This window comes from Acidocella facilis ATCC 35904 (assembly GCF_000687875.1).
In the GTDB taxonomy this organism is placed as follows: Bacteria; Pseudomonadota; Alphaproteobacteria; order Acetobacterales; family Acetobacteraceae; genus Acidocella; species Acidocella facilis.
Genome location: NZ_JHYG01000003.1, coordinates 1 through 21,462 on the forward strand (window position 1 = coordinate 1; position 21,462 = coordinate 21,462).

Sequence of the window (21,462 nt, forward strand, 5' to 3'; positions counted from 1 at the left end):
GCAAGCTGCAAGCCGGCCACCGCGGTGCCACCAAGATCGAGCGTGCCGGCATTATACGGGGCGATGGCGATCGTCCCCGCCGCCAGGCTGCCGCCAGTGCCTTCCAGCAAGCCGGCGGTGACCAGCGCCAGGCTGGTGCCAGCACTCACCGGCCCGTTCAGCGTCATCGTCGCCACGGACTCGATCGCGATATCGCCGGCGGCGCTGAGGCTGCCGAGGGCCGCGATGCTGTTATGGCCGCCCAGCGCGATGGAGGCGCCAGCGCTGCCGGAGAGGCTGGCGGCGGCAAGCCCGGCGCTGCCGGCCTGATTGATCGCCCCGGTGGCGGCGAGGGTGGCGGTGGTCGCGGTGATGCTGCCATTCAGCCCCAGGCTGGAGCCGGAGAGGCTGATATCGGTGCCGGTTAGGCTCCCGCTTTGCACCAGCGTGCCGCTGCTCGCCAGCTCCAGCGCGCTGCTGGCCGAGACGTTGCCGCTCAAATTCATGGCCGTGGCGCTTAGCGTCACCGCGCTGGCGCTGACGCTGCCGGTCTGGCTCAGCGCCCCTTCATCGGTCAGCGCCAGCGTGCCGCCGGCGCTGAAATCGGCCAGCGTGCCGATGGTATTGCCGCCATTGCTCAGCAGCGCGTCGCCAAACGCGGCACCGGTGAGGCTGGTCGCGCTGATGCCGCCTGACGCTCCCTCGGCGATGCTGCCGCCGGCATTCAGGATCAATTCGGTGCCAGAGATCACGCCATTGATGTCGATGACGCTGCTGCTGCCGCTATCCGCCAGGGTGATGGTGGTGCCGCTGAGCGAGGCGCCGACATTCAGCGTCCCGGCGGCATCGATCTCGATCGATCCCTGCGCCGATATATCCGCGGTGATGCTGACATTTTTGTTTGAGACCAACTTCAGCTCGTCGGCGAAGTTCAGATTTATAGCGCTGGCGACGGAAAGCAGCTTCGCCGCTTCCAGCACGATGGTGCCGTTTAGCAGCGCCAGATCGTCTGGATTGACGTAGGAGGTGGTGGGGCTGCTGCTGGTGTCACCCAGCGTGGTGGTGGGGTTGTTGAACGGGCCGCTGGAATTGCTGTTGGCGTTGGTGAGGGAGGCGCTGGTGACGATCAGCGTCTGCGGATCCAGCAAAATCTCGCCGGCCTGGCCGTTGATCGCGGTGTCATACACCGTGCCGCCAAGGCTGATGACGCCGTCGGAGGAAATCTCGACGAGGCCGCCATTGCCGCCCAGCGTGCCGCCGGTGGTCGAGATGGTGCCCTGCAAGGCGGTGCTCTGGCTGCTCAGCATCGTCACCTTGCCGCCATCGCCCTTGGTGACGGCATTGGCCTTGATCTGCGCCCCGGCGGCGATGCTGACGGCAGCGGCGCGCGGCGCGGTGGTGTCGCTGGCCCCTTGCGCGGCGCGGGCGAGGTCGGTGCCGAGCGCGATGGTGCCGCCGCCCGCCTGGCCGGAGGCGTCGATGACAGCGTGCGGGGCCACCGCTACCGTACCGCTCGCCACCGCCTCGATCTTGCCGCCGCTGCTGGCGACCGCATGGCCCTGCGCCAGCAGATTGCCGGCGATGTTGATGCCCCCGCCCACCGCCTGCAGCGAAATGCTGCCGCTCTGCCCCTCGGCGCTGTTGGCGCGCAGCGTGCCGCCCACCTGCAAGAGCTGCGAGATCAGCCCGTCCGCATCCGCGGCGGTGAGGGTGATCTTGCCGCCATCGGCGAGGATCAGACCTTTATTGGTCACCAGAGCCGGGACGATTTTGCCCTTCAGATCCACCTGCGTCACCGCCTTGGTGACATCCAGAGAGATCAGCCTGTCGCCATAGAGATCCAGCGTGAAGGCATCCGCCCCGGCCAGCACCACCTGGCCCAGCCGGGCGGTGATGATGCCGTTATTGGCCACTTGCGGCGCCACCAGCCCGACCAGCCCGGCCTGCCCGGCGGTCAGCTTGCCATCATTGACGATCTTCGCCCCCGGATTCGGCGTGCCGGTGAAGGCCATCTTCCCGGCCATGAAGTCGGAATCAGAGATGTTGGAGGTGGAGACGAGGATCGCCTGCGCATTCACCTCCGCCCCCTTGGTGAACACCACGCCGGACTGGTTGATCAGCACCAGCTGGCCATTGGCGCTGATATGGCCGGCAATGACAGAGGGGTCCGGGCTGACGACCCGGTTCAGCGTCACCGCGCTGGACGAAGGCTGCACATAGGTCACCTGCGCATTGCTGCCGACATTATAACTCTGCCAGTTGATCGCGGCGCGGTCGCTGCTCTGGGTGATGGTGGTGCTGCCGGTGGCCTGGGTGATGCTGGCATTGCCGCCCACCACCACGCCGCCTTGCGGGGTGGCGGTGGAGGAGAGGCTCTGGGCGCGCGCCGGTGCGGCATGCGCCAGCACGGCGCTGAGCGCGGTGCTGGCCAACAGCCAAGACCCGCGCCAAGCGGCGCGGCTCTGGCCGCGTAGAGGCGATGATTTGATCTGCCGTTCCAGTGCCATTTTCAGTCTCCCGCCGCGCCGCTTAGAAGCGCGCCGTTACACCCCAGTAGATGATCGTCTCGGAGAGCGGCGCCACGTGGGTGGAGCCGGGTACCAGCTGCGTCACCAGCCGGTGCGTCACTTCGCCGTCGAGTTCGAGATTGCGCGTCAGCCCGAGCCGCACGCCGCCGCCGACAGAGGCTATGCGATGATTCAAATCCGTCGGCAGGTTGGCCCAGGTCTCGCCCCAATCATAGAAGCCATAGAATTGCGCGCCCATCTCAAAATCATGCTTGAACAGGGTGAAATCCGTGCCGGTGTTCAATTGCAGCTCGGCGGTGGCATAGGCCGCCTTGTCGCCCACCACCTCGCCGGAATAATAGCCGCGGGTGAAGCGGGTGCCACCGAGATAGAATTCCTCCGCCGAGGGCAGGATGGCGGTGCTGTACTGGCCGCCCACCTCGGTGCGCAGCGCCACATCCGCCGCCGGCCAGGGCGAAAACAGCGTCTGCACCCGGCTGATCGAGCCGTTGAATTTCCAGAAATCGAATTTCGCCTGGGCGCGGCCGCCGGGCGGCGCGGTGCGGCCATCGGCGGAGCTGCCCAGCAGCGGCAACCCTTGCGAATATTGCACTTCCAGCACGTTCAGCGCATTGCGGCTGTTGCCGAGCCAGAGATCCTGCCAGGCATATTGCCCGCCCAGCCGGGCCACGCGCAGGCTGTCGGCGCTGTTGGCGCCGCTGGCCCCGCTGCCGGCGAACATGATGTGGCTTTGCGCCGCGTCCAGCCGCACCCGCGCGGTCAGCGCCTGGTTGCGGCGCAACAGCACCGGATAGCTGAGCTGGCCGCCAAATACCTCCACCTGGCTTTGATAGCCGGCAGACCGCAGCACCCCGCTGGGATGGGCGCGCCCGGCGCCGCCATAGAGCTTCAGCTGCAGACCCGACGTGCCGATGAAGAAGCTCTCTGAAATTTGGCCGAAATTATCGGTGTTGCCGCTGGTATGGAAATACGAGATCTCGGTCTGGTCGCCATGCGCGGTCAGGCTGTTGATGTCGGCCACCAGCAGCCCCTCGGCCGGGCCGGTTTCATCGAAGCCGCGATTATCCGCCGTCACCAGCCCGGAAAGGGTCTGCTTGGAAACCTCGGCCACCAGCGTCAGCGCCCCAGGGTTGCCTTGGTCGGCCTGCAGCACCGCATGCACGGACACGCCCGGCACCTGCTGCGCCAACAGCAGCCAGCGCTCAAGGGCTGCCTCGCGCAGCGGGCGCTCCTGGGTGAGGTGATTGAGAAACCCCAGCACCATGGTGCCGGCCGGGCCGATATCTTTGGAAAGTTTGACGTTGGTGACATAGCCTTCCGTCACCACGAAGCGCACATCGCCGGTGGCACTCACATCCAGCGTCACGGTGGAGAGAATATAGCCATGGCTGCGATAGAGCCGCACCAGCGCCAGCCGGGCGGCTTCCAGCTTGGTGAGCGGCACGCTCTGCCCCGCCAGCCCGGCGATCATGCCGTTCAGTTTCGCGGCGGGAAAGGCGGTGGCGCCGACAATGCTGGCCGAATGCACCTGAATCGAAACCGCCGGCAACGGCCCCTCAGTCCCGGTTTTTGAAAAATCCGGCAGCCCCTTGCCGAGTGTCGTCGGGGTTTGCGGCATGATGTGCGGCAAGGGAGAGGTTGCCAGGCTGGGAACGCTGGCCGTCTGAGCAAAAGCGCAATGGCCGGCCACCATAACAAGGCCCGCGCCCGACATGGCGGCGCGCGCGATTCTTCCGGCCTTGAACGTTGCGCGTCGCATTTTACCTCGCCTTAACCCCTTTGCGAAACCGGTATAAACAGAAAACTTTTTCAACGCTAACGCGTAATCGTGAAATTTGGACGTTTCGTATATTAAACTACACGGGTCGGGAGATGATACGCGCTTTCATGTTGAACTGCCGCCCCCCGCGGGGCTAAGCTGCCGGCATGCCGATGCCCGCCGCCCGCCTGACCGATATGCATGTCTGCCCGATGGTGGATGTGCTGGTCCCGCATGTCGGCGGGCCGATCATCGGCCCCGGCGCGCCGACAGTGCTGATCGGCGGCATGCCCGCCGCGGTGATGGGTGACAGCCTCACCTGTGTCGGCCCGCCGGATAGCATCATCAAAGGCTCGGCCACGGTGATGATCGGCGGCAAGCCGGCGGCGCGGATGCTGGATAATTGCGCCCATGGCGGCATGATCGTGCTCGGCTGCTTCACGGTGATGATCGGCGGCTGAACCGCGCCGTTTTGGTTGGGGCGCGACAGGTTTGTCACCTTTATAATAAAAAACGCCGCGTCATTGCTGACGCGGCGTGCGGAGCGCTCATCCTGCTGGGCTTAGAGCCTCAAGCTTTTAGCTTGAGGCTCTAATTTTGATATTGGCGAGCAATTTCATGTGTTTATCTTGACGCTGCCGCGTCAATCTAAACACATATTGCTCTAGTACCCCAGAGCGCAGCCATCCTTGCGCGGATCGGAGCCGCCGATCAGGATGCCCTTTTCACGGTCGATCTCGATCACCTGGCCGCCGCCATGCGCATCCGCCGCCGGCACCACCTTATGGCCCATCGCGGCCAGCGCATCGCGGGTGGCCTGCGGAATGCCGCGCTCCGCCTCGACCTTGCCCGCATAGGGGAAGATGCGCGGCAGATCCAAGGCGGCTTGCGGGTCCATGCCGTAATTCAGCATGTTGGAGAGCACCCAGCTCTGCCCCATCGGCTGATACTGCCCGCCCATCACCCCGAACACGAAGCGCGGCAGCCCGTCCTTGAAGGCCATGGCGGGGATGATGGTGTGCATCGGGCGCTTGCGCGGCGCCACCTGGTTGGGGTGGCCCGGCTTGGTGCTGAAGGAGAAGCCGCGATTATGCATCACCACGCCGGTATTGCCGGCGACGATGCCCGAGCCGAAGCTCTGGAAGATCGAGTTGATGAAGCTGCAGCAATTGCCGTCCTTGTCGACGACGGTGATATATACCGTATCCTTGTGCGCGTGCCCGGCCGGGGGCAGCGTGTCCAGCGCCCGGTCGTCCTGGATCAGCCCGCGCAGCCCCGAAATATAGGCGTCGCTGAGCAGATGCTCCACCGGCACATCCACCTGCTTGGGGTCGGCCAGGAAGGCGTCGCGGTCGCGATAGACCAGCCGCGCCGCCTCCAGATGCCGGTGGAGGCGCAGCACCGAGAGCGGATCGCCGGGCGGGGCGAAGCCGTCCATGATCCCCATCAGCATCAGCGCGATGATGCCCGAGCCGTTCGGCGGGCATTCCCAGACATCATGCCCGGCGAAGGGGCGCGAGATCGGCGTCACGAATTCCGCCAGGCTCAGCCCGTCAGCGAAATCCTCCTCGGTATGGAAGCCGCCGCGGGCGCGCAGATCCTTCACGATCTCGGCGGCGATCGGCCCGGTATAAAACGCCTTGGCGCCGTCCTTGGCGATGGCGCGCAGCGTCGCGGCCAGCTGCGGGTTGCGCATCACCGTGCCGGTGGCCGGCGCCTGCCCATCCTTCAGGAACAAGGCCGCCTCGTGCTTCCTCAGCTTGGCCAGCACATCCGGGTCGGCCCAGTCATCGGCGACGCGCGGCGCCACCACATAGCCCTCCTCAGCGAAGCGGATCGCCGGGGCCAGCAGCTCATCCAGCCCCTTGCGCCCATGCGCCTTGACCAGCGCCTCCCAACCGGCGACGCCGCCGGGAATGGTGACGGCATGCGGCGAGCTGTTCTCGTAGGCGGAAAGCCCCTGGGCGGCCAGCGCCTCCAGCGAGAGCCCGGCCGGGGTGCGGCCGGAGGCGTTCATCGCGATCACCTTGCCGCTGCCGGCGGGTGAATAGAGGCAGAACAGATCCCCGCCCACCCCGGTGGAGTGCGGCTCCACCACCGCCAGCACGGCGGCGGCGGCGATCGCGGCATCCATCGCATTGCCGCCGGCTTTCAGCACCTCGATGGCAGTCAGGCTCGCCTGCGGCATCGAGGTCGCGGCGATGGCATTGGTGGCATAGATCGGGCTGCGGCCCGGCGCGTGGAAGTCCCGCATTCTGTGTCTGTCCCTGAATTTTTTGTGAGAGAAGAGTGTCGCGCCCGGCGCGCGGCGTCAATGCAGCACGGCGCCGAGCAGCCTTTGCGTCACCGGATGGCTGGGCGCGCCGAAGATCTGGTCCGGCGGCCCTTGTTCGATGATTCTGCCCTGTGCCATCACCACCACCCGGTCCGCGACCTGGCGGGCGAAGCCCATCTCATGCGTCACCACCACCATGGTCATGCCGGACTGCGCGATCTCGCGCATCACCGCCAGAACCTCGCCGACCATCTCCGGGTCCAAAGCCGAGGTCGGCTCATCGAACAGCAAAATCGCCGGATTCATCGCCAAGGCCCGGGCAATCGCCACGCGCTGCTGCTGCCCGCCGGAAAGCTCGGAGGGATAAGCCTCCTCCTTCTCCGCCAGCCCGACGCGCTTGAGCAGCGCCCGCGCCTGTGCCAGCGCCTCCTGCTTTGCCGCCTTGCGCACCAGCTGCGGCGAGATGGCGATGTTGCGCAGCACATTCATGTTGGCGAACAGGTTGAAGCGCTGAAACACCATGCCGACATCGCGCCGCTGCACGGCGATGTTGCGCTCCCGGTCCTCGATCAGCTTGCCGCCGATTTCCCGGTAGCCGATCATCTTGCCATTCACCATGATCCGCCCATGCTCGATCGTCTCGAGATGGTTGATGCAGCGCAACAGCGTGGTCTTGCCCGAGCCGGACGGGCCGATCAGCACCACCACCTCGCCGCGCTTCACGGTGAAATCGACATTATCCAGGATTTTGTTGGCGCCGAAATATTTATCGACATTCTGCATATCGACCAAAATATCATCCGCCATGCTCATGACTCCGCCTCCGCCGCCACTGCCTGGATGCGCACGATCTTTGATTTGCGGCCCAGCTGCAGCCGCTTTTCCACCCAGCCCATGAACAAGCTCCAGGCGCTGGTGAGGATGAGGAAGTAGATGCCGAGCACGGCATAAAGCTCGAAGGTGCGGAAGGTGGCGGAATTGATCGTCTCCGTCACCAGCAGCATTTCCGAAACGCCGATGACGCTGACCAAAGTGGTGTTCTTCAGCAGGATATTGAACTGGTTGCCGATCGGCAACAGAATCACCCGCAGCGCCTGCGGCAGCACCACATGGCGCATCAGCATCAGCGGCGGCATGCCCAGGGCTTTCGCCGCTTCGGTCTGGCCCTTATCCACCGCCATGATGCCGGCGCGGAAAATCTCCGCCATGTAGGCGCCCTCATGCAGCCCCAAAGCCAGAATGCCGGCCTGCAGATTTCCCGGAATGGTGATCCCGGCCAGGGTGAAATCCGAGAAATGCATGATCCCGGCGGCCGCCAGCCCGGTATAGATGAACACGATCTGCACCAGCAGCGGCGTGCCGCGCACCGCCCAGATATAGAGGCTGGCGATCGCGCGCAGGCTGCGCCGGCGCGAGAGCCGCAGCTGCGCGAACAGCAAGCCAAGCACCACGCCGATGATCTCGGCCGAGACCGCCATGGCGACGGTCAGGCCCAGCCCGACCAGGAAGGCGCTGCTCGGTGTGAGCAGCTGAGCCCAGAAATACGACCAATCGAAATGCACGGGATCAGACCTGAAGGATCAAGGCTGCGGCTGCATCGGCGCGTCCAGCACGTCGGACGCCAGATCCCATTTCTTGAAGATGGCGGCGTAGCTGCCATCCTTCATCATGTCCGCGAGCTGCGCCGCGAACGCATCGCGCAGGCCGGGCTCATTCTTCCTGGTGGCGATGCCGGTGAGGATCTTGAAATAAGGCGCGCCACCGGTGACGAATTCCCCCGGCGCGGTCTGGTTATAATAGCGCCCGATCTCGTAGGACACGCCGTAAGCCGCCACCTGGCCGAATTGCAGCTGCTGCAGCGCATCGGTGTTGGAGGGGAAATCGACGATGTTGATCAGCGGTTTGCCCGCCGCCTTCAGCTTGTCGTTCTCCGCTTGCAACAGCACCGTCGCGGTGGTGCCGGTGACACTCGCCACCTTCTTGCCGGACAGGCCCGCGAGTGTATCAACCGTCGGCATGCCTTTCTTGAACAGGATGATCTCCTGCGAATACATGTAGGGGACCATATCCACCACCTGCAGCCGCGCCGGCTTGATGAAAAGCTGGGAGATGATCGCATCGCAGGCGCCGGCCTGCAAAGCCGGGATCAGCCCGGAAAACGGCGTGTTCACCCATTTCGCCGTCAGCCCCAGCCGCTTGGCCAGCGCGTCGCCCAGCTCGATATCCGCGCCTTGCGGCTGCTGCTGGGCATTGACGAATTCCATCGGCGGCTGGCTCAGCGAGCTGCAGAAGGTCAGCGTCTTGCTGCCGGTGATGCTGGCGGGCAGCCCATCCGCCCGCGCGCTCACGGGAACGAGACAGGAGGATGCGAGCATCAGGCCCAACGCCACGCCGGTGAGTTTATCGAACATCGCCATTCCAATCATCTCCATGACACGAAATCGCCCGCCGCCGCCCATGGCGGGCAGGTTTGAGAGGGGCATGGTGATGAAGAACACAACGGTATACAATCGTATTTTTTGGTAAAAAAGCAGCACAAAAACATAAGCTGCCCCCGCATTCATCAGAGTGCGGGTGTTTTCAGCTTTGCGTGCTCATAATCGCGCATAGACCGCGCGGCGCGCGGCGACCGGTTTAAAAATATTCAACGCCGCGACGCGTCACTCCGGCATATGCGCCGCCGGATCGCCCTCCAGTTCCTCCGCCACCGGGTTGATCGGGCCGGGGCGTGAGCCGACCCATTCCCGCCAGACCAGGATCAGCGCCGTCATCACCGCCGGGCCGATGAACAGCCCGACCAGCCCCCAGGCCGAGATCCCGCCCAGAATCCCCAGCAGCACCCACAGAAACGGCACCCGCGACGCCCCGCCGATCAGCACCGGGCGGATGAAATGGTCGGCGACGAAGGTGACGATGACGCCGATCACGACGATGCTGATCGCCGCCGCCAGGCTGCCCGTTGCCAGGATCACCAAAGCCACCACCGCGATCGCCACCGCCGCCCCGAACGGCACCATCGCCAGAATCGCGGTGAGCAGCCCGAACAGAGTGGCGTGCGGCACATGCGCGATGAAATAGGCCGCACCCAGCACCACGCCCTCGCCCAGCCCGACCAGTACCAGCCCGTTCACCGTGCCATGCACGGAATTGACGATCTGCCGGCCAATATCCTCGCCCGCGCTGCCAAAGGCGCGGCGGCTGGCCACCAGCACCTGGTCGATGATGTAGTCGCCGTCGCGAAGGAAGAAGAACAGCCCGAGCAAAGTGAAGCCGAACAGCACCACCCGGTGCACCGTCTCCTGCCCGAAATGGCTGAGCAGCTTCGCCCCGCCGCCCTGCATGGCGCCATGGGTGAGGGTGGAAATCTGCCCCGGCTGGCCGATTTTCTCGTCCCAGAGCGAAATCAGCGCCCCGCCATGCGGCAGCTCGCTGAGAAAGGCGGGCGGGTCGATGCCGTATTGCTGCGCCTGCATCCACCATTCCCGCGCCGCATGCGCGTCCATCGAGAAGGGGATGGCGATGACGATGGCCGGCAGCACGAACACCACCACCACGGCCAGCACGAAGAGCGCCGGCAGCAAAACCCGCCGATGCCCCGGCCAGCGCGCGGCGGTGCGGCGGAAGGCCGGCCACAGCGCGATGGAAAAAATCGCCGTCCAGGCCAAGGCGGGGAGAAACTCACGCAAGGTGAACAGCCCGGCCAGCACCAGCAGCGCCACCGCGGCGAGGCTGCAATAGCCCTGGGTCCGGCTCATCCCCGCCTGCCCCTCGCGCAGCCAGGTTCCGGCCGGGGCGGCGTTGTCTTCCGTCATGTCGGTGTCATCTCCACAGATCCTCGTCTCTATCTGCGACAAGGCGCGGAAAAATCAATTAGAGCAACATCCGATCTACCCCGTCTGGCCGAGCAGCGCGCGCTTCAGCCCGGGGGCCTGCACATGCGGGCCGATGAACATGGCCAAAATCAATTTGGCGAATTCCGGGTCCGCGATCTGGCCGAGATAGTGGCTATTCTCATAGGCGTCGGCCTTGTCGTGCTGGAAGATGAACGTCACCGTCTCGCCGGCGGAAACCGCGTTCAGCGACGCGAGAAACCGGCTCAGCTCGGCTTGGTTGAGGCTGCACGGGGCCAAGCAGTTCGCCGCCAGCCCGGTGGCCCAGGCCTTGCGCACCTGCGGCGCGGCGACATTATGCACGAAATGCAGCTGCAGGATTTTCGGCGAGTCGGAATTCAGGATGGCGGCGGCGTTGCGGCTCGGATGCGCCAGATACAGCCCGGCGACATAGATATGCACGTGAAACAGCGAATAGGTGCGCAGCCCCATGCCGTTGAGCTGCAATTGGCGCGTGCCGAGCGTCTGGCTGTCCGGCAATTGCACGCCGGCCATCTCGGCGGCGCGCGCCTGCAGCCCCGTGACGCAGCTTAGAGCGAAAACGGCCGCGCAGAGGCGGGCTTTGCTGAAGCGGATCATCCGCAACCCTATAGGAGATTTTCGTCCGGCGCGGCGCGCGAAAAAACGCTGTCTTAACGGATCATAATCTCCTGGTACGGCTGCATTCACCTGGTGCGAGGGCCTGTCTGCCGTTAGGGCGGGAGGGGTTGAACCCACGCGCTCTATGTATGTTTCAGCGCGCCAAGCTGAACGCATCTTGTTCTAGGCCGCTGCCTCCAGCGCCTCCGCCGCTTCCAGCCAGGCCAGCTCCGCAGCCTCGATCTCGCCTTTCAGCTGTCCCAGACGCAGCGTGATCTTGCTCAGCTCGGCGGCCTTGGAGGCCGCGTAAATCCCCTGATCCGCCAGCTTGCCCTCCAGCAGCGCCTTCTCCGCCGTCAGCTTGTTCAACGCGCTCTCCGCCGCCTTCGCCGCCTTTTGCAAAGGCGCCAGCCGGGCGCGGGCCTGGGCGCGCTCGGCCTTGTCGTTCTTTTTCTCTTCCAGCTTTTTCGCCTGCGCCGGGGCGACGCGCTCGGACATTGTGGCGGCATAGGCGGCGAGATCGCCCTCGAACGGCGTCACCTTGCCCTGGCCCACCAGCAGCAGCCGGTCCGCCGCCAGCTCGACGATATAAGGGTCATGGCTGATCAGGATCACCGCCCCCTCGAAATCCGTCAGCGCCTTGATCAGCGAATCCCGGGCATCGATGTCGAGATGGTTGGTCGGCTCATCCAGGATCAAGAGATGCGGGGCATCGCGCGTGGCCAGCGCCAGCAGCAGCCGGGCTTTCTCGCCGCCGGACATCTGGCCCACCGGCGTATTCACCCGGTCCGCATCCAGCCCGAAGCGCGCCGCCTGGGCGCGCACCTGGGCGGGCAGCGCCTGCGGCAACGCGCGGGCGAGATGGTCATAGGGCGTGTCGCTCAGCACCAGATCATCCTCCTGATGTTGGGCGAAATACCCCACCCGCAGCCCCTTCACCCGGAATTCCCGGCCGCGCAACGCGCTGAGGCGCCCGGCCAGCAGCTTCGCCAGGGTGGATTTGCCGTTGCCGTTCTGCCCGAGCAGCGCGATGCGGTCTTCCATGTCGATCCGCAGCGACACCCCGCTCAGCACCGCCTTGCCGTCATAACCGATATCGACCCCTTCCAGCTGCAGCATCGGCGGCGGCAGCTCCTCCGGCGAGGGGAAGGAGAAGGGCACCGATTGCGCCTCCACCACGGCATCAATCTGCGGCAATTTCTCCAGCGCCTTCAACCGGCTCTGCGCCTGCCGGGCCTTGGTGGCCTTGGCGCGGAAGCGGTCGACGAAGGCCTGCATATGGGCGCGCTGGGCGGCGACGCGCTCGGCCGCACGGGCCTGCTGCATCGCCCGCTCGGTCTTGATCCGCACGAATTCGGCGAAGCCGCCCGGGGTGAGGTTGAGCTTGCCGGCTTCCAGATGCACAGTCGCCTCCACCGCCTTATCCAGAAGCTGGCGGTCATGGCTGACCAGCAGGATGGCGCCGGGGAATTTCTGCAGATAGCCCTCCAGCCAGAGCGTGGCTTCCAGATCCAGATGGTTGGTCGGCTCATCGAGCAGCAAAAGGTCCGGTTCGGCGAACAGCACCGCGGCCAGCGCCACGCGCATGCGCCAGCCGCCGGAATAGGAACTCATCGGCCGCGCCTGCCAGTCCTCGTTGAAGCCGAGCCCGGAGAGGATGCCCGCCGCGCGGGCCGGGGCGCTGTCGGCCTGGATGGCCAGCAGGCGGTCATGGATTTCCGCCAGCTTTTCCGCCGGGGTGGCGGGGTTTTCGGCGGCCTCCAGCAGTGCCGCGCGCTCGGTATCGGCGGCCAGCACCACCTCCAGCGGGGTGATCGTCCCGCCCGGGGCTTCCTGCGCCACGTAGCCCAGCCGCACCCGGTTGCCCAGCATCACCTTGCCGCCATCCGGCCGCAGCACCCCGGCGATCAGTTTCAGCAGCGTGGATTTGCCCGCCCCATTGCGGCCGATCAGCCCGACATGCTTGCCCTCATCCAGCAGCAGCGAGGCATGCTCCAGCAGCGGCCGGCCGGCGATGGAGAAGGACAGGTCTTCAAGGCGCAGAACACTCATGGGCTTCCCTGTATATTAACCTGCCAGGGCTTGCTACGCCTGGGCCGCCCGGCTATTGCGCGCGCAACATCCTTTAGGAAAGCGAGTATCATGGCCACTGAGCGCACCCTCTCCATCATCAAGCCGGACGCGACCCGCCGCAACCTGACCGGCAAGATCAACGCCAAGTTCGAAGAGGCCGGCCTGACCATCGCCGCCTCCAAGCGCCTGCACCTGACCAAGGCCCAGGCCGAGGCGTTCTATGCCGTGCATGCCGCCCGCCCGTTCTTCAATGATCTGGTCTCCTTCATGATCTCCGGCCCGGTGGTGGCGCAGGTGCTGCAGGGTGAGAACGCCATCGCCAAGAACCGCGAGATCATGGGTGCGACCAACCCGGCGAACGCCGAGCCCGGCACCATCCGCAAGGAATTCGCCGAGTCGATCGAAGCGAACTCCGTGCACGGTTCCGACAGCCCGGAAGCCGCCGCGCAGGAAATCTCCTTCTTCTTCGCCGCGATCGAGATCGTCGCGTAATCAGCCTCCAGGCTGATGCCTAAAAAACCCGCCGGGTCTCCCGGCGGGTTTTTTTCATGGCTGAGGTCAGGGCCTGATCTCAACCGTCAGCCGCGCATCGTCGGGCGGGGTTTTCAGCCCGTGCAGATCAATCGCCAAACGCTGCCCCGGCCGCAGCGTCACCCAGCGCCGATACAGCACCGCCTCCCCAGCCAGGATGCGCAGCAGCCCCTTCACCGGCGCCACCGGATGCACCAGCAGCCGCCCGCGCAGCGGCACCACATGCGCCAGCATCTGCGGCGTGACCCGCGCCACCCCGTCGCCGGGCAGAACCGCCAGCCCGCCCTCCCAGGAGGGCAGTCCGCCTTCCAGATCATCCGCGATATAATCGCCGACCAGGCGCCCCGCCCCGGCGGCATCGCCCTGCCCGGGCACCTGTTCCACCACATCCCCGGCGGCGAAAAAGGCGGGGTCGGTGCAGCGGCCATATTGGTCCTGGATCAGCCCGGAGGCGTCCCAGCCGAGATGGCTCTGCCGGGCCAGACCGGCCTCCGCCACCCAGCAGCCGGAGAGCAACACGCCATCGCAGGCCAGGCTGCCGCCATCCGATAATCGTAGCGTTTCGATTTTTGGGCCGGCTTCGGCCCGCTCCGGCCAGCGCGTCTCGAACAGCCTGATCCGGTATCGTAGCGCTGCGATTTTTAGCCCCAACGCAGCGCGCTCCCCCGCCGCGCTGGCCAGCAGCCCCGCCGGGCGCAGGCCGAGACGGGCACAGAGCGCCAGCGCCTCCGGGGCGCGCGGCGAGAGGCCGAGAAGCGCCGGGCGCTGGAATGGCAGTGCGCCGGGGGTGAGCGCATCGAGCGTCACCGCCCCCGGCCAGGGCGGCTCCTGGCGTGCGCCCATCGCCAGCAGCACGCGCCGGGCGCGCAGCCGGGTTGGCCCGTCCGGCGCCGCGATCTCCAGCCCACCGTTGGGATCCAGGGCCCGCACCTCATGCCCCAGCCGCAACTCTACCCCTGGCAGAGGCCGCGGCAGGGCCACCGCGCCACGGCGCTCCAGCAGCAATATCCGCCGCACCCCGCGCGCCTGCAGCCGCCGCGCCGCCGCGACTCCGGCCTCTCCGGCGCCGATGATGGCGGCGTCGATCATTGGCTTTGCGCGCTTTGTGTCATCATGCCCATGCCGCCATCAGGGCCCGGTTTGCCGCGCGGCGTCAACCAAGCGACGGATTTCCGCCCGGCATTGGTTGAAAAGCGAAACTGCCCATGGCCAAATAGATGAACGCAATTATATTGCGTGAAACCTGACCCGGATTATGCATGCAGACCGAGACCGACGCCCTCATCCTCGATGAAATCGACCGCAAGATCCTCGCGGAATTGCAGGAGGATGGGCGCATGACCAATGTCGAGCTGGCCAGGCGGGCCGGCATCTCGCCCCCGCCCTGCCTGCGCCGGGTGCGCCGGCTGGAGGAGGCCGGCTATATCAAAGGCTACCATGCCGACACCGACGGCCATAAGCTGGGCTGGCAGATCGCCTTCTTCGTCGTCGTCGGGCTGGAGAGCCAGAAGCTTTCGGTGCTGGAGGCGTTCGAGGCCTTCGTCGCCGGCTGGCCGGAGGTGCGCGAGTGCCACATGATCCGCGGCGGCGGGGATTTCCTGCTGAAACTGGTGGCGCGGGATGCGGCGCATGAAAACCAGCTGACCCAGCGCCTGACCAACGCCCCCACCGTGGCCCGGGTGCAGACGCTGCAGACCATCCGCACCAGCCGCGCCCTCTCCGGCGTGCCGATGGACCGGCTGCATGGCTGAGGCGGGGCTCATCCTCCTCACGCTGCTGGTGGGGGGGATGTGCGCCTATATCCCGGCCGAGCTGCCGTTTCTGCTACCCTTCGTCTTCAACCCGATCGTCTTTCTCGGCTGCCTGCTGCTTGGCCTCTGGTACTGGCGCGGGCTGCGCCGGCTGGCGGAAAAGCCCGGGCGCGTGCGGCAGGGGTTTTTCTGGCTGGGGCTGCTCGGCACCTGGTTCGTGCTGCAGACGCATTTCGAATATCTCGCCCAGCATATGTTCTTCCTCAACCGCGCCCAGGCGCTGATGCTGGGGATGATCGCGCCTTTCTGCGCCGGCATTTCCTGGCCGGGGGCGGTGTTGGCGGCGGGGGCGCCGGGGCGGGTTGTGGCCGCCGCGCGCCGGCTCTGGCGGCCTTTGCGCCCGCTCACCCATCCGCTGGCGGCGATGGTGGTGTTTCTGTTCAGCTCCGACATCTGGCTGATCCCAGACGTGCATTTCGCCGCGATGATCGACCCGTTTCTGTATGGGGTGATGAATCTCTCCTGCCTCGCCGGCGGGGTGCTGTTCTGGATGGTGGTGCTGGACCCGCGCCCGCAGCCGCCTTGCCGGTTTTCCTACCTCACCCGGGCGGGCACCGGGTTTTTCGTGATGTTTCCGCAAATCGCCATCGGCGCCTATATCGCGCTGACCGGGCGGGATCTGTTCTCCTTCTATGAGCTGTGCGGGCGGCTGTTCCCGACCATCTCTTCCGCCCATGACCAGATGCTGGGCGGGATCATCGAATGGATCCCCTCGGGCATGATGAATGTGGCGGCGCTGATCATCACGCTGAATGCGCTGAGGCTGGCGGAGATGAAGCTGGATGCGACGATCGAGGCGCCGAAGGGGGCGAAGATCTATGAGGCGAAATGGACCGGGCGCTGAGATAAAATAAAAATTTTGGGGCTATCCCAGATAAGTGTCAGGCTTCTGCCTGCAACGCCTTGAAGGGCCAAGATAATGGCCAGATGAATGAAGATCTGGAACAGCCCCAAAGTTCTTTGGTGCCGCTTTTTTTCATATATGGCTCCTAACCGGTTTCCGCCGTCACCAGCAGCCGGACATTATGGCTGTTCAGGCTGCTCGCCAGATTTTCGGGCGGCGTGGCGTCGGTCACCAGCGTGCCGATCTGCGTCCAGCTGGCATAGCGTGTGGCGAATTGCTGGTTGAACTTGCCTTGGTCCGCCACGACGATGGATTTGGCGCTGCGCCCGAGCATGGCGGCATTCACCGCCGCGGTTTCCGCCAGGGCGTTGTTCGGCCCGTCCTGATCCACGCCGCTGGCGCCGAGAATGACATAGTCGGCATAGAGATTTTGCAGAAAGACGATGGCATGGCCGCCGAACACGCAGGCTTCCGCGGCATGATACAGGCCGGGGATCAGCATCACCTCGATCGAGCTGTTGCTGGCAAGCGCCGCGGCGACGCCGCAGGAATGGGTGGTGACCATGATATTGTCGAGCCGCGCGGCAATTTCGCGGGCCACATGCTCGACCGTGGCGCCGCTGCCCAGCAGCAGGGAGCGTGCATCCCCCACGAGCCTGGTGGCGGCCTGCGCGATGCGCCGGCGTTCCTGCAGATTGATCAGCTTGCGTTCGGCGATGCCGGGCTCGCTGCCCTGCGGGCGTACCGCACCGCCATAGGTGCGGTTGAGCAGCCCGGCCTCGGTCAGCTCATCCAGATCCCGGCGAATGGTTTCGGTTGAGACCTGCAAGGACGATGCCAACTCGGCCACGCGCAGGCTGGGAGCTTGGCCGAGCGCGTCGAGAATCTTGGCTTGCCGGTCTCGCTTCTCCTGCCTCATTCCATCACCGCTGAGATTGCGCGTTAGTATGATTGCTGAGTCGGAATTATGCAAATATTGGAATTACAATAAATTTCCCTGACTCTTGTTAGAGCATCTCAATAATTAAAAGGAGCCCGGAGAAAATACCCAAATCCCTCATCAGATCACGCGAATTTGAGAATTAAAAAACCACCCACAAGGATGATCGCGAACAGGGCCGTTAACAATCCCAGCCGTTTTTCGATAAAAACCCGTGCCGGATCGCCGAACAGGCGCAGCAGAATCGCCTCCAGAAAGAAGCGGACGCCGCGCGTGATCAGGCTCAGCCCCATGAACAGCCAGAAATTGAACTTCGCCGCCCCGGCGGCGATGGTGACGATTTTATAGGGAATCGGCGTTAAACCCTTCACCAGAATGATCGCCGCGCCGTAGGTGGCGAATTTCCGCTGAAAGGCCGCGAAGGCGGCATCGTAATGGTAGAAATGAATGATCGGCTGCGCCAGCTTGACGAACAGCGCATAGCCCAGCGCATAGCCGATGGCGCCGCCCAGCACGCTGCCCAGCGTCGCGATCGCGGCGAACAGCAGGGCCCGGCGCGGCTTCGCCAGCGCCATCGGGATCAGCAGCACATCCGGCGGCAACGGGAAAACGCTGGCCTCCGCCATCGCCACCAGAAACAGCCAGAGCGGGGCCAGCGGGCGGGCGCTGAGATCCAGCGCCCAGTCATAAAGCCGACGCAGCATGCCGGATCAGTTGCTCTGCAGGATCACGGAGCGGTGGCGCAGCTGGTCCATCATCTGCTCGGATTCCAGCTGCACCCGCCGGTCGACGATCATGTTGGCGATCTGATCGTCCGGCGGCAGCTGGGCCTTTTCCTGGGTGCGGTTGCAGATCATCACCACCGAGACACCGGCGGCTTCCACCAGCGGCCGGCTCAGCGTGTTCAGCGGCAGATTGGCGAGAATCTGCTGGAAGGCCGGCGGGGTGACGGTGGCGAGATTGACCGGGCCGGGATTGGCCGGATGCACATTGCCGTAAGACGCGTTCAGCGCTTCCACCGCGGCGCAGCTCTTGGCCTGCTGCGCCTTGGCCATGAAGGCGTTGATGAAACTGATCTGCGCCGGGCCAAGCTGGCCGCCGCTGATGGGCTGCGGATACTGCCCATAGGCCTGGCGCATATCCAGGATGGTCTGCAGCGCGTCGCCCTCGTCATGCTTGGCGATCAGCTGCACGATCTCGAAGCCGCCGGGCACGCGGATCGGGTTGGAGATCGCGCCGATGGGCATGATCTTCACCGTCGCCGCCACTTGCGGGTCGAGCTGGCTGAGCTGCACGAAGCCTTCATCGCCGCCGGCGAGGGCGGTTTGTGCCTGGGAGAACTGCGCCGCGACGATCGGGAAGGGCGCGCCCTTATGCAGCTGCGCGATCACGGTGTTGGCGAAAGTCTCGGCCGGGGCCTCGTCGCTGGGGTCGGTGACGGGGATGAAGATTTCGGCGAGATGATATTGGGTGGCGCCAAGGCTGGCCTGCAAGGCGGTCTTCTGTGCCGCCAGGTCGCCGGGGGTGGGCTGCAGCCCCGGGCCCAGCACCTTGTGCAGCACCTGCTGCCAGCCGAGCGAGGTGCGGATCTGCGCCAGCAAGGTGGAATAGGGCACCCCGGCCGCTTCCAGCTTGCTCTGCAGCCCGCCCGGCGCCATGCCGTTGCCCTTCTCGATATTGGAGATGGCGTTTTCCACCTCCTCATCGGAGATATTGATGTTGAGCTTGTCGATCTCCTGCTGCTGCAGGGTCTGGTCGATCAGCTGCTTGGTCACTTGCGGGGCGAGGCGGGCGATGAGATCCGGCGTCGGGTGGATGCCCATGGTCAGGGCCAGCAGCTGGGCGCGCGCGGCGACATCCTGGGTGGTGATGACCTGGCCATTGACCACGGCGGCCATGCCGACGGCACCGGGGGCTGCGATTGGCGCCGGGGCGGGGGCTGGTTGGGCCAAGGCCGGGGCGGTGCAGACCGTGGCGAGAAGAGCGGCGCGGAGCAGGAATTTCATAGGGCGTTGAATCCGACGGTTCCAAGGGTTTTGAAATTGAACTGCAGGAGCACCGCGGTGCTGCCATTGTCCAGGTTGAAAGAGGTGAAGCGCTTATAGAACAGCAGGTTGACGCCGAAACAGTCATTCTGCCAGCCGATATCGGCATTGACGACGTCAAATTTCCCGGTTTTCAGGTTGCGCTGGCCGCCGCCGGAGAGGTTCCATTGGCCGACCTGGCTGGAGACGTTCAGCGTCGCTTCCTGGCGCGGGGTGAAATAGGCGGCGGGCGGGTTCAGCGTGTCCACCTCGCCCAGCACGGTATTGTCGTACAGCGCGTAAGGGTTGGTGCTGGTATAGAGATAGCCGCCGGAGACGCGCAGCCTGGCCGGGCCGACATTCGCGGTGACATCGGTCATCCGGTTGCCCAGGCTCGTATGCGAGAAGCGGCCGCGATAGGTGATGTTGAGCCAGCTGGTCGGCGCCACCACGGCGCGGGCGACGATGTCCGAGGCATTGTCGGTCAGGCCGGAGGCGGGGAGATAGACCGAGTCCTTGTGGAAGCGGTAGGACTGGCCGATCAGCCCGTCCAGCGTCATCCCGCCGGGCAGATACCAGGCGGCATGCATGGCGTAATCCACCCGCGAGCCGCCTTCCAGCCGGTCGATGCCGGGATAGCGGTTGAGCGCGAACAGGTTGGCATCCGAGAATTCCAGATCCAGGCTGTCCTCGTTCGGGATGCGGTCATTCTGCGAAATACCGATATTCGGCGAGGCGACCAGCTGCACGATTGGCTCGATCAGCTGGCTGCCCCAGCGCGCGGTCGGGCGCATCAAGGGCCAGCGCAGCATCACCGCGCCGTAAGGCTGGGCGCGGCCAATGCTGGCCTGCTGGTCCTCGCTGTAATTGGGCTGCTGGTTCAGCTTGTCGGCATTGTAATAGGCGGCGTCCAGCTGCAGCCGCGCGGTGCCGATGATGCCGGCCGGCAAGGTGAAGGGCACGGAATAAGAGGGGATGAAGGCGAGGCGGCGGGTATTGGTGCCGACATCGCGCATCACGTTGAAGAAGCTGGTATCGATCTTCAGCGTGCCGTTCAGCGGCCCGCTCGGCGGCGAGACGTAATGATACTGCGCATAGGGCCCGACGATCGGCAGCTCGCTTTGATTCACCGAGGCGACCAGCCCCTGATAGGTCTGCGCATCGATCCGCGCATAGGAGCTGGCGGTGAAGCCCTCCAGGAAGACGTTGCTCTCCAGATAGGAGGCGTTGGGCAGGATCGAGAAATCGTCGAGATATTGCGGGTTGGAGGCGCGGTTGTAGGAGAAGCCGGCGCGCCAGTTCTGGTTCAGATCGAAGGTGCCGTTGGCGAAGACACTGTCGCCGAATTCGCCGCGATCCTGGCCGCCGGAGAGTTTCACATCGAGATAGCCCTGGTTGAAGGCCTCGCGGAAATGCGCCTTCAGCGCCGGGCCCTGCTTGGTGGCCAGCACCGGGGTGAGGGTGACATCGGCGGTTTTGCCCAGGGTAAGATAATACGGGATGACCGCGAAGGCGCCGAGCTGCGAGGTGGCGCCGCCGCTGGGGATCAGGAAGCCGCTCTGGCGTTTCACCGAGGGGTCGGGCTCGGACAGATAAGGCAGCCAGAACACCGGGATGCCCTTCATCAGCAGCGTGGCGTCGCGGAACTCGATCATTTTATGTTCGAGGTCGCGGGTGGCGCTGGCGGCGCGGATCGCCCAGGTCGGGGGTGAGCGGGGATCGCTCTTGCAGAGATCGCAGGCGGAATAGACCGGCTTCGACAGCTCATCGAGCTTGGCATCGTAGCGCCGGCCGCCATTGGCGATGATGCGGGCATTCTGCGCCAGCCTTGCGGCCACCGCCTCCATCACCCCGTCCTTCATGTTGTGCGAGAGCACCACATGCTCGGCATAGACGGTATTGCTGCCGTCCGGCTGGGTCAGCACCACATGGCCGTCGGCGGTGACGACATTGGTGGCGCGGTTGATCGTCACCTTGTCGGCATGCAGGGTCTGGCCGTTCTGGATGGCGACGACATGGCCGGTGGCGGTGATAATCTTGCCGGTTTTGTCATAGGACAGGCTGTCGGCGGTGAAGCTCACCGGGGCGTTCTTGTCCCCGGAGGCGGATGAGCCGGTGGCGAGCGTGCCGATGGATTGGGCGAGCGCGGAACCACCGAGGGCCGTGGCGGCGGCGCCGCTCAGAGCGGTGGTGGCGAGCAGGAGCAGAAACTTGCCGGTGCGGGTCATG

The 21,462-nt window shown here is 65.2% G+C and carries 18 protein-coding genes; 4 read left to right on the top strand and 14 right to left on the bottom strand.

Annotated elements, in window-relative coordinates:
• Both T331_RS0104645 and T331_RS0104650 read right to left on the bottom strand, forming a co-directional pair.
• On the bottom strand, positions 1 to 2,486 hold a 2,486-nt coding region (locus T331_RS0104645; RefSeq protein ID WP_026439206.1), incomplete at its 3' end, for a two-partner secretion domain-containing protein.
• A 22-nt stretch (positions 2,487 to 2,508) separates the two neighbouring features.
• Entirely contained in the window at positions 2,509 to 4,125 is a 1,617-nt protein-coding gene (locus T331_RS0104650; RefSeq protein WP_026439207.1) for a ShlB/FhaC/HecB family hemolysin secretion/activation protein, read from the bottom strand.
• 308 nt (positions 4,126 to 4,433) lie between these two features.
• Between T331_RS0104650 and T331_RS0104655 the strand changes: the two genes are divergently transcribed.
• Positions 4,434 to 4,727, top strand: coding sequence for a PAAR domain-containing protein (locus T331_RS0104655; protein WP_008493956.1), 294 nt, complete (start codon positions 4,434 to 4,436; stop codon positions 4,725 to 4,727).
• Between the two features lie 203 nt (positions 4,728 to 4,930).
• On the opposite strand, the gene T331_RS0104660 is transcribed toward T331_RS0104655, so the two are convergent.
• From T331_RS0104660 to T331_RS0104690, 7 genes are all read right to left on the bottom strand, one after another.
• The gene (locus T331_RS0104660; protein ID WP_008493957.1) at positions 4,931 to 6,520 is read right to left on the bottom strand and encodes a gamma-glutamyltransferase family protein; all 1,590 of its coding nucleotides are present in this window, start codon (positions 6,518 to 6,520) and stop codon (positions 4,931 to 4,933) included.
• A gap of 57 nt (positions 6,521 to 6,577) precedes the next feature.
• Entirely contained in the window at positions 6,578 to 7,354 is a 777-nt protein-coding gene (locus T331_RS0104665; RefSeq protein ID WP_026439208.1) for an amino acid ABC transporter ATP-binding protein, read from the bottom strand.
• A complete protein-coding gene (locus tag T331_RS0104670) occupies positions 7,351 to 8,103 on the bottom strand; it encodes an amino acid ABC transporter permease (protein WP_026439209.1) in 753 nt (250 codons plus the stop codon). Before T331_RS0104670 ends, T331_RS0104665 begins: the two co-directional genes overlap by 4 nt.
• An 18-nt stretch (positions 8,104 to 8,121) precedes the next feature.
• The gene (locus T331_RS0104675; RefSeq protein WP_026439210.1) at positions 8,122 to 8,958 is read right to left on the bottom strand and encodes an ABC transporter substrate-binding protein; all 837 of its coding nucleotides are present in this window, start codon (positions 8,956 to 8,958) and stop codon (positions 8,122 to 8,124) included.
• Positions 8,959 to 9,201: 243 nt separating this feature from the next.
• On the bottom strand, positions 9,202 to 10,353 hold the full coding sequence (locus T331_RS17320) for an AI-2E family transporter (protein WP_051622148.1): 1,152 nt from the start codon (positions 10,351 to 10,353) through the stop codon (positions 9,202 to 9,204).
• A gap of 75 nt (positions 10,354 to 10,428) precedes the next feature.
• On the bottom strand, positions 10,429 to 11,010 hold the full coding sequence (locus T331_RS19035) for a chalcone isomerase family protein (RefSeq protein ID WP_051622150.1): 582 nt from the start codon (positions 11,008 to 11,010) through the stop codon (positions 10,429 to 10,431).
• A 183-nt stretch (positions 11,011 to 11,193) separates the two neighbouring features.
• Positions 11,194 to 13,062, bottom strand: coding sequence for an ABC-F family ATP-binding cassette domain-containing protein (locus T331_RS0104690; protein ID WP_026439211.1), 1,869 nt, complete (start codon positions 13,060 to 13,062; stop codon positions 11,194 to 11,196).
• A gap of 90 nt (positions 13,063 to 13,152) precedes the next feature.
• Between T331_RS0104690 and ndk the strand changes: the two genes are divergently transcribed.
• Positions 13,153 to 13,575, top strand: a complete 423-nt coding sequence (ndk, locus tag T331_RS0104695) for a nucleoside-diphosphate kinase (protein ID WP_008493965.1) — start codon at positions 13,153 to 13,155, stop codon at positions 13,573 to 13,575.
• A gap of 66 nt (positions 13,576 to 13,641) precedes the next feature.
• Here the strand turns inward: ndk and T331_RS0104700 are convergent, their stop codons facing one another.
• Positions 13,642 to 14,703 carry an NAD(P)/FAD-dependent oxidoreductase gene (locus T331_RS0104700; protein ID WP_026439212.1) on the bottom strand — a complete coding sequence of 354 codons (1,062 nt, stop codon included), beginning with the start codon at positions 14,701 to 14,703 and terminating at the stop codon, positions 13,642 to 13,644.
• Positions 14,704 to 14,873: 170 nt separating this feature from the next.
• Here T331_RS0104700 and T331_RS0104705 point away from each other — a divergent pair, with 170 nt between their 5' ends.
• Both T331_RS0104705 and T331_RS0104710 read left to right on the top strand, forming a co-directional pair.
• Positions 14,874 to 15,365: an Lrp/AsnC family transcriptional regulator gene (locus T331_RS0104705; RefSeq protein WP_008493969.1), complete on the top strand. Its 492-nt coding sequence runs from the start codon at positions 14,874 to 14,876 to the stop codon at positions 15,363 to 15,365.
• On the top strand, positions 15,358 to 16,269 hold the full coding sequence (locus T331_RS0104710; RefSeq protein WP_026439213.1) for a cytochrome c oxidase assembly protein: 912 nt from the start codon (positions 15,358 to 15,360) through the stop codon (positions 16,267 to 16,269). The genes T331_RS0104705 and T331_RS0104710 overlap by 8 nt, the downstream gene beginning before the upstream one ends.
• Positions 16,270 to 16,414: 145 nt before the next feature.
• Here the strand turns inward: T331_RS0104710 and T331_RS0104720 are convergent, their stop codons facing one another.
• From T331_RS0104720 to T331_RS0104735, 4 genes are all read right to left on the bottom strand, one after another.
• On the bottom strand, positions 16,415 to 17,188 hold the full coding sequence (locus T331_RS0104720) for a DeoR/GlpR family DNA-binding transcription regulator (RefSeq protein ID WP_026439214.1): 774 nt from the start codon (positions 17,186 to 17,188) through the stop codon (positions 16,415 to 16,417).
• 146 nt (positions 17,189 to 17,334) lie between these two features.
• Positions 17,335 to 17,913, bottom strand: coding sequence for a YqaA family protein (locus tag T331_RS0104725; protein WP_026439215.1), 579 nt, complete (start codon positions 17,911 to 17,913; stop codon positions 17,335 to 17,337).
• A gap of 6 nt (positions 17,914 to 17,919) precedes the next feature.
• On the bottom strand, positions 17,920 to 19,215 hold the full coding sequence (locus T331_RS0104730; RefSeq protein ID WP_026439216.1) for a peptidylprolyl isomerase: 1,296 nt from the start codon (positions 19,213 to 19,215) through the stop codon (positions 17,920 to 17,922).
• Positions 19,212 to 21,461 (bottom strand): LPS-assembly protein LptD, encoded by a 2,250-nt coding sequence (locus T331_RS0104735; protein ID WP_026439217.1) that lies wholly within the window; start codon positions 21,459 to 21,461, stop codon positions 19,212 to 19,214. Before T331_RS0104735 ends, T331_RS0104730 begins: the two co-directional genes overlap by 4 nt.
• Position 21,462 lies beyond the last annotated feature (1 nt).

Coding starts and splice junctions, on each gene's coding strand:
- T331_RS0104660 (WP_008493957.1), bottom strand. CDS start 6,520: ATGCGGGACTTCCACGCGCCGGGCCGCAGCCCGATCTATGCCACCAAT.
- T331_RS0104720 (WP_026439214.1), bottom strand. CDS start 17,188: ATGAGGCAGGAGAAGCGAGACCGGCAAGCCAAGATTCTCGACGCGCTC.
- T331_RS17320 (WP_051622148.1), bottom strand. CDS start 10,353: ATGACGGAAGACAACGCCGCCCCGGCCGGAACCTGGCTGCGCGAGGGG.
- T331_RS0104700 (WP_026439212.1), bottom strand. CDS start 14,703: ATGATCGACGCCGCCATCATCGGCGCCGGAGAGGCCGGAGTCGCGGCG.
- T331_RS0104690 (WP_026439211.1), bottom strand. CDS start 13,062: ATGAGTGTTCTGCGCCTTGAAGACCTGTCCTTCTCCATCGCCGGCCGG.
- T331_RS19035 (WP_051622150.1), bottom strand. CDS start 11,010: ATGATCCGCTTCAGCAAAGCCCGCCTCTGCGCGGCCGTTTTCGCTCTA.
- T331_RS0104705 (WP_008493969.1), top strand. CDS start 14,874: ATGCAGACCGAGACCGACGCCCTCATCCTCGATGAAATCGACCGCAAG.
- ndk (WP_008493965.1), top strand. CDS start 13,153: ATGGCCACTGAGCGCACCCTCTCCATCATCAAGCCGGACGCGACCCGC.
- T331_RS0104735 (WP_026439217.1), bottom strand. CDS start 21,461: ATGACCCGCACCGGCAAGTTTCTGCTCCTGCTCGCCACCACCGCTCTG.
- T331_RS0104655 (WP_008493956.1), top strand. CDS start 4,434: ATGCCGATGCCCGCCGCCCGCCTGACCGATATGCATGTCTGCCCGATG.
- T331_RS0104730 (WP_026439216.1), bottom strand. CDS start 19,215: ATGAAATTCCTGCTCCGCGCCGCTCTTCTCGCCACGGTCTGCACCGCC.
- T331_RS0104725 (WP_026439215.1), bottom strand. CDS start 17,913: ATGCTGCGTCGGCTTTATGACTGGGCGCTGGATCTCAGCGCCCGCCCG.
- T331_RS0104675 (WP_026439210.1), bottom strand. CDS start 8,958: ATGGCGATGTTCGATAAACTCACCGGCGTGGCGTTGGGCCTGATGCTC.
- T331_RS0104650 (WP_026439207.1), bottom strand. CDS start 4,125: ATGCCGCAAACCCCGACGACACTCGGCAAGGGGCTGCCGGATTTTTCA.
- T331_RS0104710 (WP_026439213.1), top strand. CDS start 15,358: ATGGCTGAGGCGGGGCTCATCCTCCTCACGCTGCTGGTGGGGGGGATG.
- T331_RS0104665 (WP_026439208.1), bottom strand. CDS start 7,354: ATGAGCATGGCGGATGATATTTTGGTCGATATGCAGAATGTCGATAAA.